Source organism: Methylomonas aurea, from assembly GCF_024505045.1.
In the GTDB taxonomy this organism is placed as follows: domain Bacteria; phylum Pseudomonadota; class Gammaproteobacteria; order Methylococcales; family Methylomonadaceae; genus Methylomonas; species Methylomonas aurea.
The window spans coordinates 33,853-46,988 of sequence record NZ_JANIBM010000031.1 but is presented as its reverse complement, the minus strand read 5'-3'; the positions used below and the strand labels follow the sequence as shown (position 1 = coordinate 46,988).

Annotated in this window: 15 protein-coding genes; 2 read left to right on the top strand and 13 right to left on the bottom strand. The window is 54.9% G+C overall.

The genetic code is table 11. The features are described from left to right. From NP603_RS17685 to NP603_RS17665, 5 genes are all read right to left on the bottom strand, one after another. The coding region (locus NP603_RS17685; RefSeq protein ID WP_256612231.1) for a PAS domain S-box protein at window positions 1-1,710 on the bottom strand (1,710 nt) is incomplete at its 3' end. Between the two features lie 41 nt (window positions 1,711-1,751). Continuing rightward, window positions 1,752-3,932, bottom strand: a complete 2,181-nt coding sequence (locus NP603_RS17680; protein WP_256612230.1) for a chemotaxis protein CheA — start codon at window positions 3,930-3,932, stop codon at window positions 1,752-1,754. 3 nt (window positions 3,933-3,935) lie between these two features. After that, entirely contained in the window at window positions 3,936-4,229 is a 294-nt protein-coding gene (locus NP603_RS17675) for an STAS domain-containing protein (RefSeq protein WP_256612229.1), read from the bottom strand. A 66-nt stretch (window positions 4,230-4,295) separates the two neighbouring features. Continuing rightward, on the bottom strand, window positions 4,296-4,664 hold the full coding sequence (locus tag NP603_RS17670; RefSeq protein WP_256612228.1) for a response regulator: 369 nt from the start codon (window positions 4,662-4,664) through the stop codon (window positions 4,296-4,298). A 9-nt stretch (window positions 4,665-4,673) separates the two neighbouring features. Next, entirely contained in the window at window positions 4,674-5,753 is a 1,080-nt protein-coding gene (locus NP603_RS17665) for a methyl-accepting chemotaxis protein (protein WP_256612227.1), read from the bottom strand. Between the two features lie 235 nt (window positions 5,754-5,988). On the opposite strand from NP603_RS17665, the gene NP603_RS17660 reads away from it, so the two are divergent. Continuing rightward, window positions 5,989-6,324 carry an ASCH domain-containing protein gene (locus NP603_RS17660; RefSeq protein ID WP_256612226.1) on the top strand — a complete coding sequence of 112 codons (336 nt, stop codon included), beginning with the start codon at window positions 5,989-5,991 and terminating at the stop codon, window positions 6,322-6,324. Here NP603_RS17660 and NP603_RS17655 read toward each other — a convergent pair. From NP603_RS17655 to nth, 5 genes are all read right to left on the bottom strand, one after another. Next, on the bottom strand, window positions 6,302-7,060 hold the full coding sequence (locus NP603_RS17655) for an HvfC family RiPP maturation protein (protein WP_256612225.1): 759 nt from the start codon (window positions 7,058-7,060) through the stop codon (window positions 6,302-6,304). The two genes, NP603_RS17660 and NP603_RS17655, sit on opposite strands and share 23 nt — an antisense overlap. Beyond that, window positions 7,060-7,908 (bottom strand): HvfB family MNIO-type RiPP peptide maturase, encoded by an 849-nt coding sequence (locus NP603_RS17650; RefSeq protein WP_256612224.1) that lies wholly within the window; start codon window positions 7,906-7,908, stop codon window positions 7,060-7,062. Before NP603_RS17650 ends, NP603_RS17655 begins: the two co-directional genes overlap by 1 nt. Window positions 7,909-7,911: 3 nt before the next feature. Further along, window positions 7,912-8,475 (bottom strand): DedA family protein, encoded by a 564-nt coding sequence (locus tag NP603_RS17645; protein ID WP_256612223.1) that lies wholly within the window; start codon window positions 8,473-8,475, stop codon window positions 7,912-7,914. 31 nt (window positions 8,476-8,506) lie between these two features. After that, window positions 8,507-9,061 carry a hypothetical protein gene (locus tag NP603_RS17640; RefSeq protein WP_256612222.1) on the bottom strand — a complete coding sequence of 185 codons (555 nt, stop codon included), beginning with the start codon at window positions 9,059-9,061 and terminating at the stop codon, window positions 8,507-8,509. A gap of 103 nt (window positions 9,062-9,164) precedes the next feature. Then, window positions 9,165-9,800: an endonuclease III gene (gene nth, locus NP603_RS17635; protein WP_256612221.1), complete on the bottom strand. Its 636-nt coding sequence runs from the start codon at window positions 9,798-9,800 to the stop codon at window positions 9,165-9,167. Between the two features lie 202 nt (window positions 9,801-10,002). Between nth and smbP the strand changes: the two genes are divergently transcribed. Continuing rightward, a complete protein-coding gene (gene smbP / locus NP603_RS17630; RefSeq protein WP_256612220.1) occupies window positions 10,003-10,338 on the top strand; it encodes a small metal-binding protein SmbP in 336 nt (111 codons plus the stop codon). A 90-nt stretch (window positions 10,339-10,428) separates the two neighbouring features. Here smbP and NP603_RS17625 read toward each other — a convergent pair whose 3' ends face one another. The 3 genes from NP603_RS17625 to NP603_RS17615 form a co-directional block, all read right to left on the bottom strand. Beyond that, complete coding sequence (locus tag NP603_RS17625; RefSeq protein ID WP_256612219.1) at window positions 10,429-11,262, bottom strand: thymidylate synthase; 834 nt, start codon at window positions 11,260-11,262, stop codon at window positions 10,429-10,431. An 86-nt stretch (window positions 11,263-11,348) separates the two neighbouring features. After that, window positions 11,349-12,497, bottom strand: coding sequence for an acetyltransferase domain-containing protein (locus tag NP603_RS17620; protein ID WP_256612218.1), 1,149 nt, complete (start codon window positions 12,495-12,497; stop codon window positions 11,349-11,351). A gap of 191 nt (window positions 12,498-12,688) precedes the next feature. After that, window positions 12,689-12,883 (bottom strand): hypothetical protein, encoded by a 195-nt coding sequence (locus NP603_RS17615; protein ID WP_256612217.1) that lies wholly within the window; start codon window positions 12,881-12,883, stop codon window positions 12,689-12,691. Window positions 12,884-13,136: the final 253 nt, after the last annotated feature.

Here is a 13,136-nt window from a genome sequence, read left to right as displayed (position 1 = left end):
ATCCAGGGTGTTGTTGACGCCTTGGACGATTGCACGGAAGTCGCCTTGGTGCTTATTAGCATCAGCTCGGGTCGACAACTTACCTTCAACTGCGGCTTGTACCAACATGCCGGCATCGGCTATCAGCGCTTGCACCGAAAATACCGCAGCCTTGATGCCTTCGTTGAGCTGATTGAATTCCGGACCGTAGTTTTTATCGTCGCGCGGCGGCATTTCGCCGCGTCCGAGCAAAGTCATCGCATTGATCATCGAATCGACCGGGCGCAACACGCCCGTAACCAGATACCAGCTGAATGCCAGAAATCCCGCCAGAAATAGGAACACGACCGCCAGCGTTGTGTTGATGGTGTCTTCAATCCGCACCACGCGGGCATCCAGCGCACTGTTTAGCAGTTGGCTGAATCCAGTGGATAACGAAAAATTCTGTTGAATGGCGTCGGTTACCGTACGGAAATAGTCCGTGCCAGCCAACTCGAGCTTGGCGGCTTGCAAAATATCGGTTTGGGTCAAGGCCAGCACTTGTTTGGCATCGGCAATCGCTTTTAGCAATGCCGAACGCGTAGCGGCGTCCATCGCGCTGATTTTGGCAACATCTTCGTCGATCATCGCCAGGGTTTCTTCGGTATTGGCGACCAACTGGCCGAGATAGGCACTTTCTGCGGGTGTAATGATTTTGCGTTGCAGAATAGGCGCGCCGATGCCCCGGAACATACCCAACTGCTCGGACAGGTCGGGAAATAAGGTAATCGCCAGAACTTGCGCGTAATAGGTGTCATTTTCCGGATCTAGTGACAGGCCGCTGGCATCGGCTACCTTGCGGTTGAACGCATGCAATTGTTCTATGAATTCGCCGTGCTGGGCCATGTTAGCTCGGGCATCCATTTGACCGACTGCGGCCGCCACGGCTTGCCAGCGAATCTGCACGGCTTTCCAGGCCGACGTTAACCCTAGTCCGGCAAAACGACTGTCCACTTGGGCGACCGCAGCAAGCTGGTGCTCGATTTCGTCACGTTTCGCCTCCCGACCCTCGATTTTATCCTTGTTACCGGCAATCACCATCGCATTCAAGCCGCGATGCTCGACTACCAGTTTCATCAGGTCGATGCTTGCGGCGGTGTACTCGACGCCCTGTTTTTCTTTCAAGGCCAATTCTTTTTCCGCGATACTGCGCCCGACTAATAGATAGGTCGGCACGGCAAACATGATGACGGCCAGCACAATCAGCACGACAAATTTTTGCCACAGTTTTATATTACTCAGCATAGTATTGAATGTTTTCGGTTGAAATGGATTTTTTATGCGGCCGGCCTTGATATCGGCATGCAGCGCTGCGGCGGCTTGGACTTCCTGGCGATTGGGTTTGAACCGCAAAGAGCGGTACCCAACGATGTTGCCGTCGGTATAGACGGGAGAAACGTTGGCATCCACCCAATAGAAATCACCCTGTTTCGAACGGTTTTTTACCAGCCCGCGCCAAGTGTTGCCCGCCGATATGGTGCGCCACATCCACTCGTAAGCCTCTGCCGGCATGTCCGGATGACGGACGATGTTATGGGGTTGCCCGATCAGTTCCGCTTCGCTAAATCCGCTCAACTTGACGAAGGCCGGGCTGACGCTGGTAATGTGCCCTTCTAAATCGGTCGTCGAGCTCAATATTTCGTCTACTGAGAAATGCAGTTCGACATCGGTAACGGGTTGATTATTTCTCATGGCTCAATTCCTGATTCGCAAAGAGAATGATCACTAATTAGTCATGCCGATATCGACAAGGCATGGCGTTGCATTTTGTGTTCGAACGAACTGACCAGCACCGGCACGTCGAGAATTAAGGCGACCTCGCCGCTGCCGAGTATGGTCGATCCCCCCAGGCCTTGGGCATGGGCAAACAGCTTGCCCAGCGGTTTGATCACGGTCTGAGACTCGCCGAGCAAACGATCGACGACCAGTCCGGTTTTGGCACCGGCCACGTCCACCACCACCACATTCGCCCGCCGCGGGGGCTGGTCGTTGATGCAGAACAGGTTGCGCAGACGGATAAACGGCAACACTTCGCCGCGTAAGTCCATGTAATCGTTGTTGCCGTTGTCGTTGGTCAGTTCCACACATTCGACCACCCGGTCCAGCGGTATCACGAAGGAGGATTTGCCGACACCGACTAAAAAACCGTCGATAATCGCTAACGTTAAAGGCAAGCGGATCCGCATCGTGGTTCCGACGCCCAACGTGCTATCGACTTCGATACTGCCGCGCAAATCGGTGACGTTGCGCTTTACCACATCCATGCCGACGCCGCGGCCGGACAGGTTGGAAATGTGCGCCGCCGTGGAAAAGCCGGGCTCGAAGATCAAGGCGTAGACTTCCTGGTCGGTTAATTTGGCATCCGCTGCCACCATGCCTTTTTCGACGGCCTTGGCCAGAATGCGTTCGCGGTTCAAGCCGCCGCCGTCGTCGCTGACTTCGATCGCGATCGTGCCGGATTCGTGGTAGGCATTCAGCCGCAGCGTGCCCTGGCTGGGCTTGCCGTTTTGCAGGCGGACTTCGGCCGGTTCGATACCGTGGTCCATCGCGTTGCGCACCAAGTGCATCAGCGGATCGCCGATTTTTTCGACGACTGATTTGTCAACTTCGGTGTCGCCGCCGGTGATGACCAGATTGATGTCCTTGCCCAATTCCTTACTGACGTCGCGCACCACGCGCTGGAAACGGCTGAAGGTGGTGCCGATCGGTACCATGCGTAACTGCAATGCGCTGTCGCGCACCTCTTCAACCAGCCGCATCATTTCGCCGGTGGCTTCCAGCAATGCGGTTTGCGTGGTTTGCAAGGCGCGCAGATTGACGCCGGCACTGGAAATCACCAGTTCGCCGATCAAGTCGATCAACTTATCCAAGCGCTCGGCATCGACCCGGATGCTTTGGCTTTCGCGGGCTTTGTTGTCTTTGATCTGCTTTTGCTTCTCCAGCGCCGCCGTGACTAGCGGTTGTTGCACCACCTGCTGCTCAACCAGAATCTCGCCGATGGGCTGCGCCGGCTGGCTAGCTTCAGAGTCGGATTTTTGCTTGCTCAGGCCGTCTTCCAGCTCGCGCTTGGTCAGTACCCCACTTTTCACCAGCAATTCGCCTAGATAAGCGTCATCTTCCGGCAAGGAACGGATCAATTCGATGTAATCGGCTATCGCGCTTTCCAACGGCAAAATGTGAATGATGCTGTCGGCGCGGACGAATTCGAATACGTTTTCCAGAGCTTCCTTACCGGCATCGCTCTTGACGTCGATTTCGAAGCCCAGATAATTGGTCTCCGGGTCCATTTCCGCGACGGCTGGAATCCGGTTGGTGATCGTCGTCAGATTGACGATGACGCCCAGCGTGGTCAGATAGCGGATGAAAGACAAAGGGTCCATGCCGTTGCGCAACGAATCCTCGCCAAACCTGAGCGAAATGTGCCAGTTGCCGGTTTCGACCTCGCCGCCGCCGCTGGCTTCGACCCGATCCGGCGTTGGCGCCACAGTTGCCACCGGGCTAGAAGGATTGCCTTCCAGAAACGGCCGCAGTTCGGCGAGCAGCGCATCGCCGGCCGTCGTCATATCCGGATTTTCCTCGACATCGCCGTCCACCACCGCACGGATCAATAGCGCAATGTGGTCGCAGCATGGCAACAGTACTGCCACCAGATCGGAACTAACGTCGATTTTTCCCTCGCGAACCGCATCCAAGACACTTTCGACCACATGGGTGAATTTAACGATGTGGTCCAAACCGAACAAACCGGACGAGCCCTTGATGGTATGCGCGGCACGGAAGATCGAATTGATCCGTTCGGTCGGGTCAGCGCCGTCTTCCAGGCTTAACAGGCTGTCTTCCATGTCTTGCAACAGCTCCAGGCTCTCGATCGTGAAAGTGATCAGAGCGGCTTTCATTTCGGCATCGATACTCATCGGCTAACCCTCGCTATGCGAAATGACCACTTGGTCACCAAATGCCGTGGTCAGATTGGCAAGTTCCAGGATGTCCAGCACCGCCTTGCTATGCATGACGAAACGCAGGGTTTTTCCGGTGCGTGCCGCCTCCCGCTTGGCCAGAACCAACAACTGCAGACCGGCGGTATCCATTTCGGTAACCTGGGAAAGATTGATTTCCAAATCGTCGCCCGAGTTCAGAAAACTCAATAAATTGTTTTTTTGCTCCGCCGCGGTAAAGATGGTCAATTCATCTTCTATCGTTAGAGTTTGCATCGTCGAAACCTTGCCCTTAATTTTGATTTGCCTTAAGCACTCAACAGCAATAACCGGCGAACGTATTTAAGGCAAAATCAGCTTAGCGACGGCAGCCAACATCTGCGCCGGCTGGAACGGCTTGACCACCCAGGCTTTGGCCCCGGCTGCTTGACCTTCCTGTTTCTTGCTCTCTTGCGACTCGGTGGTCAGCATGATGACCGGAGTAAATTTGTAAGCCGGTAGTTGTTTGAGCTCCTTGACGAAAGTAATACCGTCCATATTCGGCATATTGACGTCGGAAATTACCAGATGCACTTTCTGCCCGGTGAGTTTGCTCAAGGCGTCTTTGCCGTCCACGCCTTCTATAACGTCGTAACCGGCGCCTTTCAGCGCAATGCTGACCACTTGACGAACAGAGGCGGAGTCGTCGACCACTAGAATTGTTTTTGCCATTGTTTGATCCTAGAAAAAAGTAATATCGGTAGCAGGTTGTTCGTGAGGCATGGCACCGCCATGCGCACTGTGTTCGGAAGCCATCGTATACGTGCTGCTCAATTCACGAAGGATATCGTCGGTTGCCAACGGTTTGAGTTCGAAAACGCCCTCGCCGTGGCTACGCATGATATGGCGAGGCAGGTTGCTGATGCTGTCTCGAACGTGGGATAAAACTTGACCGATCCGGTCCTGAAATTGAAATTGCACCAGCGATTCGTCGATCTCGCGTTTGATCTGGCGGGCTTGATTGTCCAAGTCGTCAGAATGCCGCCGCAGTGTTTCAAACACGCCGTGTAATGCGCTCATCACCGTTTGGATATTGCCTTGCGATGCGGCAACGGCAGCGGTTTCGTTTTCGGCACTTTTCTCCACGGCCGCCAATGTGGTTTGTATCGCGGCACTGATTTGGTCGACCTTGGCTCCGATTAGCTTGCCGGTCTCGCCGGATAAATTCGACAACTTGCGCACTTCGTCGGCCACCACGGCAAAACCTCGGCCAGCCTCGCCCGCCCTAGCGGCTTCTATCGCCGCATTCAACGCAATCAAGTTGGTTTGTTCGGCGATCCGCGCCACTTCTCTGGCCATGGTTTTCAGTTCGTCTATAAACCCGGCCAAGGAGCGGATTTTGGTCAGCACCTGCACGTTTTCCTGTAAGGCATAATCCAGCGAACCGACAACCTCTTGCAAATTGGCGTTACTCCTGGAAAAGACGTCTTCGCCACGGCCCAACGCCGGGTTGTTCGATGCACCGAGCATGCCATCGAGACCACTGGTAATCAAGGCGAAGCGCCCAGTTAGTTCGCCGATGGCTTGTTCCATTTCCCGGCGCGACGATTCGATGTGCCTGGACCAAACCGGAGCAACGTCATTGGCCAGTTTGCCGATTCCGGCAAGGTATTTTTCCAAATCGGAAAGCGGTAGTGACGCTGGAGGCGTGGGCTGATTCGCCTGATGTTTGATTAGGCGGCGCTTGGTGTACGAGCTCGCAAACCACGCACTGCACAACGAACCGGCCAACAGCAACAGTAAAACTTGGAATATGGGCACTGAGCTTAGCCTCCTTTTACCTTTATTCTCAATGCTCGAAGCCGTTCAAAGACTGGCTAGCAAACATCTGTCAAGCAGTATAGTCGGGTAATCACGCATTACTAATGCAGAAATATAGGAAGTGTCCGACGCACCGCAATCGAACCGTGATATTTGCGGGCCAGTTACGGGTGAGGCTTGTAATGCTCAAGCAACGCTCTTAAAGTGTCGCGTTTTTGCGCAATCGAATAAGACTATGAACGACTATCCGGAAAAGACTTGCGAGATCGACCGACTGATCCGCCACCCTAAGCTGGTAGCGGCGGCGCTGGCCGGCGAAAAGACCCAACAACGCCGCGACGGCCTGTACGCCTATCCTGGAGAAACGTTCGTTTTGGAAGGAGTTGAGTTCGAGGTTACCGCCGTGGAGCGGCAGCGTATCGGCGATATGACCGACGCCGACGCCCGCGCCGAGGGCTATCCCAATTTGGAGGTATACAAGGATTTAATCTTACGCATGCACAGCGGCATGGAATGGAACGAAGACGGCCTAGTCTGGCTACATTGCTTCAAGCGTCGCCAGCCGGAATAACAATCCCTTTTTCGGCCAGTTCCCGCAGCATAGACAGACCGTTGCTTTGAATCAGTTGCGGTTCGATCTGCGGGAACTCGGCTGCCACGCTTTGTAAACATTGCGCGGCGGGCATTGGTCCCCGGTCTTGCAGGATTTGCAACACGCTCAGCGTCAGACCGCTAACCTGCAAAAAGTGGACTTGGTCCGTCTCGTCGCGATAAACAACCAGACAAGTGGCCTGCTCGGGCGACTGCAACGGCAGGAAATCGGGGCCGATGCGGTGTACCGGATATCGATACAACAACGGCCAGGCCAACGCCGACAGCGCAATCCTTTGGCTGGAAAGGTTGGCCAAAAACGCTTGGTCGCCTCGATTCGGAGAGTCCTTGGCAATCGACAGCGCCATTTCCACCCACTCGTAATGCGCCAACTCCAGCAGGAAGGGATAATCATCCGGATTGCTGCGCTCGTTTTGCAAATACTCCAAGAACTCTTCGGCAATCTCGGAAAAAAACGGCGTTCGGCAACGGTGGCGGGAAAAAAAATCCTGCGTCAATTCCAGCCATTGGGCATCGTCCAGAATCGCCCTGATCACCGGGAAATTGCTAGAGATGAAACTATCGATATTGTTGAAAAACAATTCCCGGTACATCGCCATCCGCCTGGGCTCGACATCGGCCGGCGGCGGATTGCGCTCCGGGTCGCGGATATGGCCGGCAAACTGCTGCTGCGTGAGCTGAAAGGGCGCCGCCATCAAGCCACCCGTTTTTCGGCGGCAACGGCATGCTGTTGAATGGCGCTAATCGTGTCCACTTCCCGTAACAATTCGGCCAGAGGCGGAATGTTGAAATCCCGTTCCAGCAAGGTTGGGAAAACCCCGAACAGGTGGTAAGCCGTCTCCAGCAGCGTCCAAACCGGATCAATGACCGTCGCGCCATGAGTATCGACCAAAAAGTCTTCGGCTTCTACATAATGGCCGGCGATGTGGGCGTAAGCGATACGGTCGCCGGACATGGCCCGCAGAAAGGCTGCGGCGTCGTAACCGTGGTTGACGCTGTTGACGTAGATGTTATTGATATCGAGCAGCACATCGCAATCGGCCTCGGCGACGACGGCATTGAAGAAATCGATCTCTGCCATCTCACGACCTGGCGCGGCATAGTAAGAAATATTTTCGATGGCGATACGCTGTTCGAGAATGTCCTGTACCCGGCGAATGCGCGCTGCGACATGTTTGACCGCATCCTCGGTAAACGGCATCGGCATCAAATCGTAAAGATGTCCGTCCTGGCTGCAATAACTCAGGTGTTCGCTGTAAAACTTGATGCCGTGTTCGGCCATGAACCGTTTCAGATCGCGCACGAAATGCTCGTCGAGCGGATCGCTACTGCCGATGGACAGCGATAAGCCATGACAGACAAAGTCGAAACGCTCGGTCATGGCCCGAAACTGCTTACCGAATTTGCCGCCGATCGGCATCCAATTCTCCGGCGCCACCTCGTAAAACCCGACTTGCACCGGAGGCTGATCGACAATCTCGCTAAGAAACGAACGGCGCAAACCCAGACCGGCACCGTGAACCAGATTGCGGACGCTTTGCATCGTTTACTCTTCCGGTTTATGCGTCGAACGCCAGAACAAGGCCACACCGACTGCCACAAGCACGCCCAGGATATACATTTCGTATTTTTTGACCTGTCCCATGATGGATTCGGCAAACTGGCCGAAGGTATAGCCCAGATAACCGACGGCTATGGCCCAGATCGCAGCACCCAAGAAATTCAGGGCAAAAAATTTCAGCGGATGTATCTTGCTGGCGCCGATTACGAACGGCGTTACGTTACGCACGCCGTACAGGAAGCGGAAACCGAGAATCACCGGTATCTGGTGCTTGTGCAGTAGATCGAACACTTTGTCGGTTTTACTGTGCCAGAGCGGCCTTTTCTCCAAAAAGGAGATACCTTTCCAGCGTCCCAGATAAAAAAAGGTCTGGTCGCCGGCAAAGGTACCGAGGAACGCTGTCAACATCACCCACTCCAGCGCCAAATAACCGCTATGCGCCAAAAAGCCGGCAATCACTAGAATGGTTTCGCCTTCCAGATAGGTACCGATGAATAAGGCCAGATAACCGTAATCGATAACCAGCTGCTGTATATCCTGAAAATCCATAACGTCGATTCAATACCGTCTGGTCGGAGAATTAATGGCCGGCCGCTTTGTCGGCATCCACTTTGCTGCCGCAACTGCCTTCGCCGCCTTTCATCATGGCGCCGCAGCTATGTTCGCCGGCTTTTTTATCCGGGTTCATCATCGCGCCGCAGCTACCTTCTTCGGCTTGTTTCGGCTTGTCGGCGTTACCATGGTCCATGCCGCCCATCATGCCCATGCCGCAGGCGCCTTCCTTGCCCTTCATCATCGCACCGCACATGTTTTCCATGCCCGGCTTCATTTTGCCGCCGCTCATCATGCCGCCGCACATGCCTTCGCCGCAGGACCCTTCGGTCTGCTTGGCTTCGGCTTTCTTGGCGCCGGCAGCCACTTTTTTGCCGTTGCTGTCCATCGCATTGGAACCGCAGGCACCTTGGCTAATCTTGCCGTTGGAATGTTCGGCGTGGGAGGTGGCGACCTGCATGTAACCGCCGGACAGCTCCGACAACGCAAACGGATTGGACTCGGCCTGCGCGTTCACAGCAATACCGGACAAAAGGGCACCGCCCATTGCAGCGGCCAACGGAGATTTATTGAATTTTTTCATGTAGATTCCTCTCGTGCGTTCTTGTAATTATGTTATCCGGCCTGATTCCGACCGCATTACGAATGGCAAACGTCCTGCTGCTTCGATCCTGATTATTGCATACTCAAGCTGGATTCTTGTCCTTAAATTCGCAAAGATCGGCGATACAACAAGCCCCGCAGCGCGGCTTTCTTGCAATACAAATGTAGCGTCCGTGCAGAATCAACAAATGGTGCGCATCTTTTTTGTAAAGTTTGGGCACCGTCTTCTCCAGTTTTTTCTCTACCTCCAGCACGTTTTTTCCGGGAGCCAGGCCGGTTCGATTCGCGACCCGGAAAATATGGGTATCGACCGCTATGGTCGGCTGGCCGAACGCGGTATTCAAAATCACGTTCGCCGTTTTACGGCCGACGCCGGCCAGCGCTTCCAACGCCGCTCGATCGCGCGGCACCTCGCCTTGGTGCTTTTCCAGCAGAGTTTGGCAAAGTTTTATGACATTTGCCGCCTTGCTGTTAAATAAGCCGATGGTTTTGATATGGTCTTTCAGACCGTCCTCGCCCAAAGCCAAAATTGCCTGCGGCGTATTGGCGACCGGAAACAATTTGGCGGTCGCTTTATTGACGCCCTTATCGGTAGCTTGCGCCGACAGCACCACCGCCACCAGCAATTCGAACGGCGTACTGTAATTCAATTCGGTGGTCGGATTCGGCGTGGCCTCGGCCAGGCGTTGAAATATGGTCAGGCGTTTTTCGCTATTCATCTAAATTTGGCAAAAGTCGGGGTGAAGTGTTCCAGGCCGTTCGAGATTGGGCAAGCCGGATCCGGCCGATCTACGCGGCGACCAGCTGGCAGCGCTTGCCTTGCTGCGGCTAAATTTAATGGAACCATTCCTCGCTACTCAAGTCTTTAACTAGCCACCACCAGAGGGGGCAACTCCACACACAACAAAAATCGGGGGATTTATGAAAACATTAACAGCAATTACCGTCAGCGCCTTATTGTTTGCCGCCACCGGCGTCTTCGCCGAAGAGCACGCCACCACCGCTCTGGAACACGCCAACCAGGCCGTCACCCACGGCAAAGCCGGCCATGCCTCGGTATTGGTAGAACACGCCGAAGCCGCTCTGCCCCATGCCAAAAAAGGTGCCGAAGTTGCCAAAGGCGACGCCAAAACCCACATGGAAGCCGGCGTCAAGTCTTTGGAAAGCGCAATAGAACACGGCAAAATGGGCCATGCCGACGTTGCCACCAAAGCCGCCGAGGAAGCCGTCGAACACATCAAGGCCGGCAACAAATAATCCGCCAAATTTCTGTAGTCCGACTCCAACGGCCAATTATTGAGGCCGCCGGGTAGAGACGCAATCGACTGCGCCTCTACCCGCAATCCATCATACCGACACGGCCCCGGCAATATGCGGATGCGCCTGGTAATCCAACAATTGAAAATCGGCAAATCGGTAATCGAAAATCGACTCCGGCCGGCGCCCGAACTGCAAACGCGGCGGCGGCAAAGGTTGGCGGCTCAATTGCAACTCGACTTGCGAAAAATGGTTGCGGTAGACGTGCACATCGCCGAACGACATGATTAATTCGCCGACTTCGAAGCCGCATTGCTGGGCCAACATGTGCGTCAATAGTGCAACGCTGGCCTGGTTATACGGCACGCCCAAAAAGCAATCGGCGCTGCGCTGAGTCATCATGCAGGACAATTTACCGTTGGCCACGTAAAACTGGTAAAGCACATGGCACGGCGGCAACGCCATCCTGCCCACCGCCGCATTTTCGCGGGGCCCGATCGTTTCGTCCGGCAGAAACCCTACGTTCCAGGCGCTGACCACGTGCCGGCGCGAGTCGGGTTTGCGCTTCAAACCTTCGACCAGAATCTCGATCTGATCGTAACGCGTTCCATCCGGCCCCAACCAATTGCGCCATTGCGCGCCGTAGACCGGGCCCAGCTCGCCGTCCGCCGTCGCCCATTCGTCCCAGATCGTAACGCCGTGGTCGTTCAGATATTTAATATTGGTGTCACCGCGCAGAAACCACAGCAACTCGTAGGCTATCGATTTGAAGTGCAGTTTTTTGGTGGTCAACAACGGAAAACCGTCGGCTAGGTTGTAACGGATTTGCCGGCCGAAAACCGAACGAGTGCCGGTGCCGGTACGATCGTTTTTATCGACGCCGTTGGCCATGATGTCGGCCAGAAGGTCTAAGTAGGCTTGCATAGGGAATTAAACAGGAAAAATAGCAGCAGTATATCGGGGATACGGTTCTGAGCGGAAACGGTTCTGCCGTATCCGACAACGGCCAGCTACAAGTACTGCAACCAACGCCATTGCGGTCGCGCGGCTTTAAACGCCTCGAACCAACGGCAAACCGGATACAGCATCATTAATATCAGTAACCAAAAGCCATATACGGCGGGCAAAGCGAAGCCGTAATCGGCCGGCCAGTCCTTCTGCCAAATCCCGCCGCCCATCACCACCGTCACCGGCCCACCACTAATTAGCGCCACCAGCACCGCCAGCCCGTGGATCGCGTAGAGATGGATCAAATAGTAAAACAGCGGAGTTCTGCCGAAAACCTGTAGCAGCGGTATCGACCGGGCCGCAAACGCCAGGAACACCGGCGCCGGCCCCAGCGTCATCAATAGATACGACAGGGAGGGCGGATACTTGTGGCAATTTAGAAACGACAGCAGCGTGAATACCGGATCCGGGTAGATTTGCCATGGCTGTGGATCGCCATATAAATTGCTGTAGCGCAACAAGACGAACGCAACCGACAAGCCGCCGCCCAACAACGCCAGTCGCCGCGGTTTCCGCCATTGCTCTGCCTGCAATAGATGGCCGAAACCGTAGCCCAAGGCCATCACGCCGATCCAGGGAACCAGCGGATAGTACGGATTCAACAACCAACCGCCGCCCAGATCGATGTCGTCCCCGGTATGCAGCACCGACCACCACGGCGCGAACCAACCCAGGTCGGCCGATTTAAGCGGATCGAGCAGATTATGCCCGGCAACCGTCAGTCCACCGATCGCGACGACCCAGCCCAACGGCAATTTCACCAGTCCAGCCAAAACGATCATCGACCAGCCCAGCGCCCACAACACGCCGCCATCGATATGGCGCAAATCGGCACGAAAATTCCAGGCCCAGGCTTCTACCGTGCAGACCAAAGCCAGTAGCAACAATCCGCGCTTGGCGAGAAAACCGCTAACCGGCGCTTGCGCGCCGCGCTTAGCCGCCCACAAACAAGCACTGGTGCCGGCCAGAAACACGAACACCGCCGCGCAAAAATGTGTAATCCAGCGAGTGATAAACAACGCCGCAGATGTTTTCTGCAAATCGGTGGGATCGAAGTGAGAGATGCTGAAAAAATCGCGGGTATGGTCGAGCGTCATCAACACCATGACCAATCCCCGCAAATTATCCAAAGAAGCAATACGTTGACTCATAAAAAGCGCAACCGACTAGCCCAAAGGGCCTAGCTTAGCGGCGCAACGACGCAAGTCAAACAAACCTGTTCAAACAGTCTTGCCGCACTACGGGTTAGTTCTGTAAAGCTTGCCGGTGGCGTCGGATAAAGTCCACCGCCACCGCGCCTGACCGCCCTAGACTTGAGCCCGGTTGAGCTGAGGTTTCGCGTTCAAATCACGCCCAAGCTGGTACAGAGCAGCAACAGGCTGGAACAGCAGATCGAGATCAAAATGGTCAAGCCGACCGCTACGTCGGCAAAAGAAGCCAGATAAGCGTAAACCTTATGCCCATCGATGGCTTTGGCTTGAATGACGGCAACCTGGGCAAAATCCGCGACTTTGGGATTGTGGTTGAAGGTGTTCATAATCGCCCCCGGTAAATTGATTGTGTCTTCAAAATACCAGCATAAAGCGAACCCAGCTATAAAACCGTTTAAAAATCAATACCGCCACCGTAGCTAAAGTCCGGAGACAAATACAAGTGTCAAAAACCGCGACACGGCCAATGGGCCCACAGCCTTCCCTTAACGGTCGCCTGACTCGACAATTGCCAACACCGCTGCGGCGAAGCTGGCATTGGAGTCCGGCGCACGCTGCTTACGCCGTCAAATAATCCGA

Coding starts and splice junctions, on each gene's coding strand:
- NP603_RS17655 (WP_256612225.1), bottom strand. CDS start 7,060: ATGGCGGCGCCCTTTCAGCTCACGCAGCAGCAGTTTGCCGGCCATATC.
- NP603_RS17640 (WP_256612222.1), bottom strand. CDS start 9,061: ATGAAAAAATTCAATAAATCTCCGTTGGCCGCTGCAATGGGCGGTGCC.
- nth (WP_256612221.1), bottom strand. CDS start 9,800: ATGAATAGCGAAAAACGCCTGACCATATTTCAACGCCTGGCCGAGGCC.
- NP603_RS17680 (WP_256612230.1), bottom strand. CDS start 3,932: ATGAGTATCGATGCCGAAATGAAAGCCGCTCTGATCACTTTCACGATC.
- NP603_RS17660 (WP_256612226.1), top strand. CDS start 5,989: ATGAACGACTATCCGGAAAAGACTTGCGAGATCGACCGACTGATCCGC.
- NP603_RS17615 (WP_256612217.1), bottom strand. CDS start 12,883: ATGAACACCTTCAACCACAATCCCAAAGTCGCGGATTTTGCCCAGGTT.
- NP603_RS17620 (WP_256612218.1), bottom strand. CDS start 12,497: ATGAGTCAACGTATTGCTTCTTTGGATAATTTGCGGGGATTGGTCATG.
- NP603_RS17625 (WP_256612219.1), bottom strand. CDS start 11,262: ATGCAAGCCTACTTAGACCTTCTGGCCGACATCATGGCCAACGGCGTC.
- NP603_RS17645 (WP_256612223.1), bottom strand. CDS start 8,475: ATGGATTTTCAGGATATACAGCAGCTGGTTATCGATTACGGTTATCTG.
- NP603_RS17675 (WP_256612229.1), bottom strand. CDS start 4,229: ATGCAAACTCTAACGATAGAAGATGAATTGACCATCTTTACCGCGGCG.
- NP603_RS17670 (WP_256612228.1), bottom strand. CDS start 4,664: ATGGCAAAAACAATTCTAGTGGTCGACGACTCCGCCTCTGTTCGTCAA.
- smbP (WP_256612220.1), top strand. CDS start 10,003: ATGAAAACATTAACAGCAATTACCGTCAGCGCCTTATTGTTTGCCGCC.
- NP603_RS17650 (WP_256612224.1), bottom strand. CDS start 7,908: ATGCAAAGCGTCCGCAATCTGGTTCACGGTGCCGGTCTGGGTTTGCGC.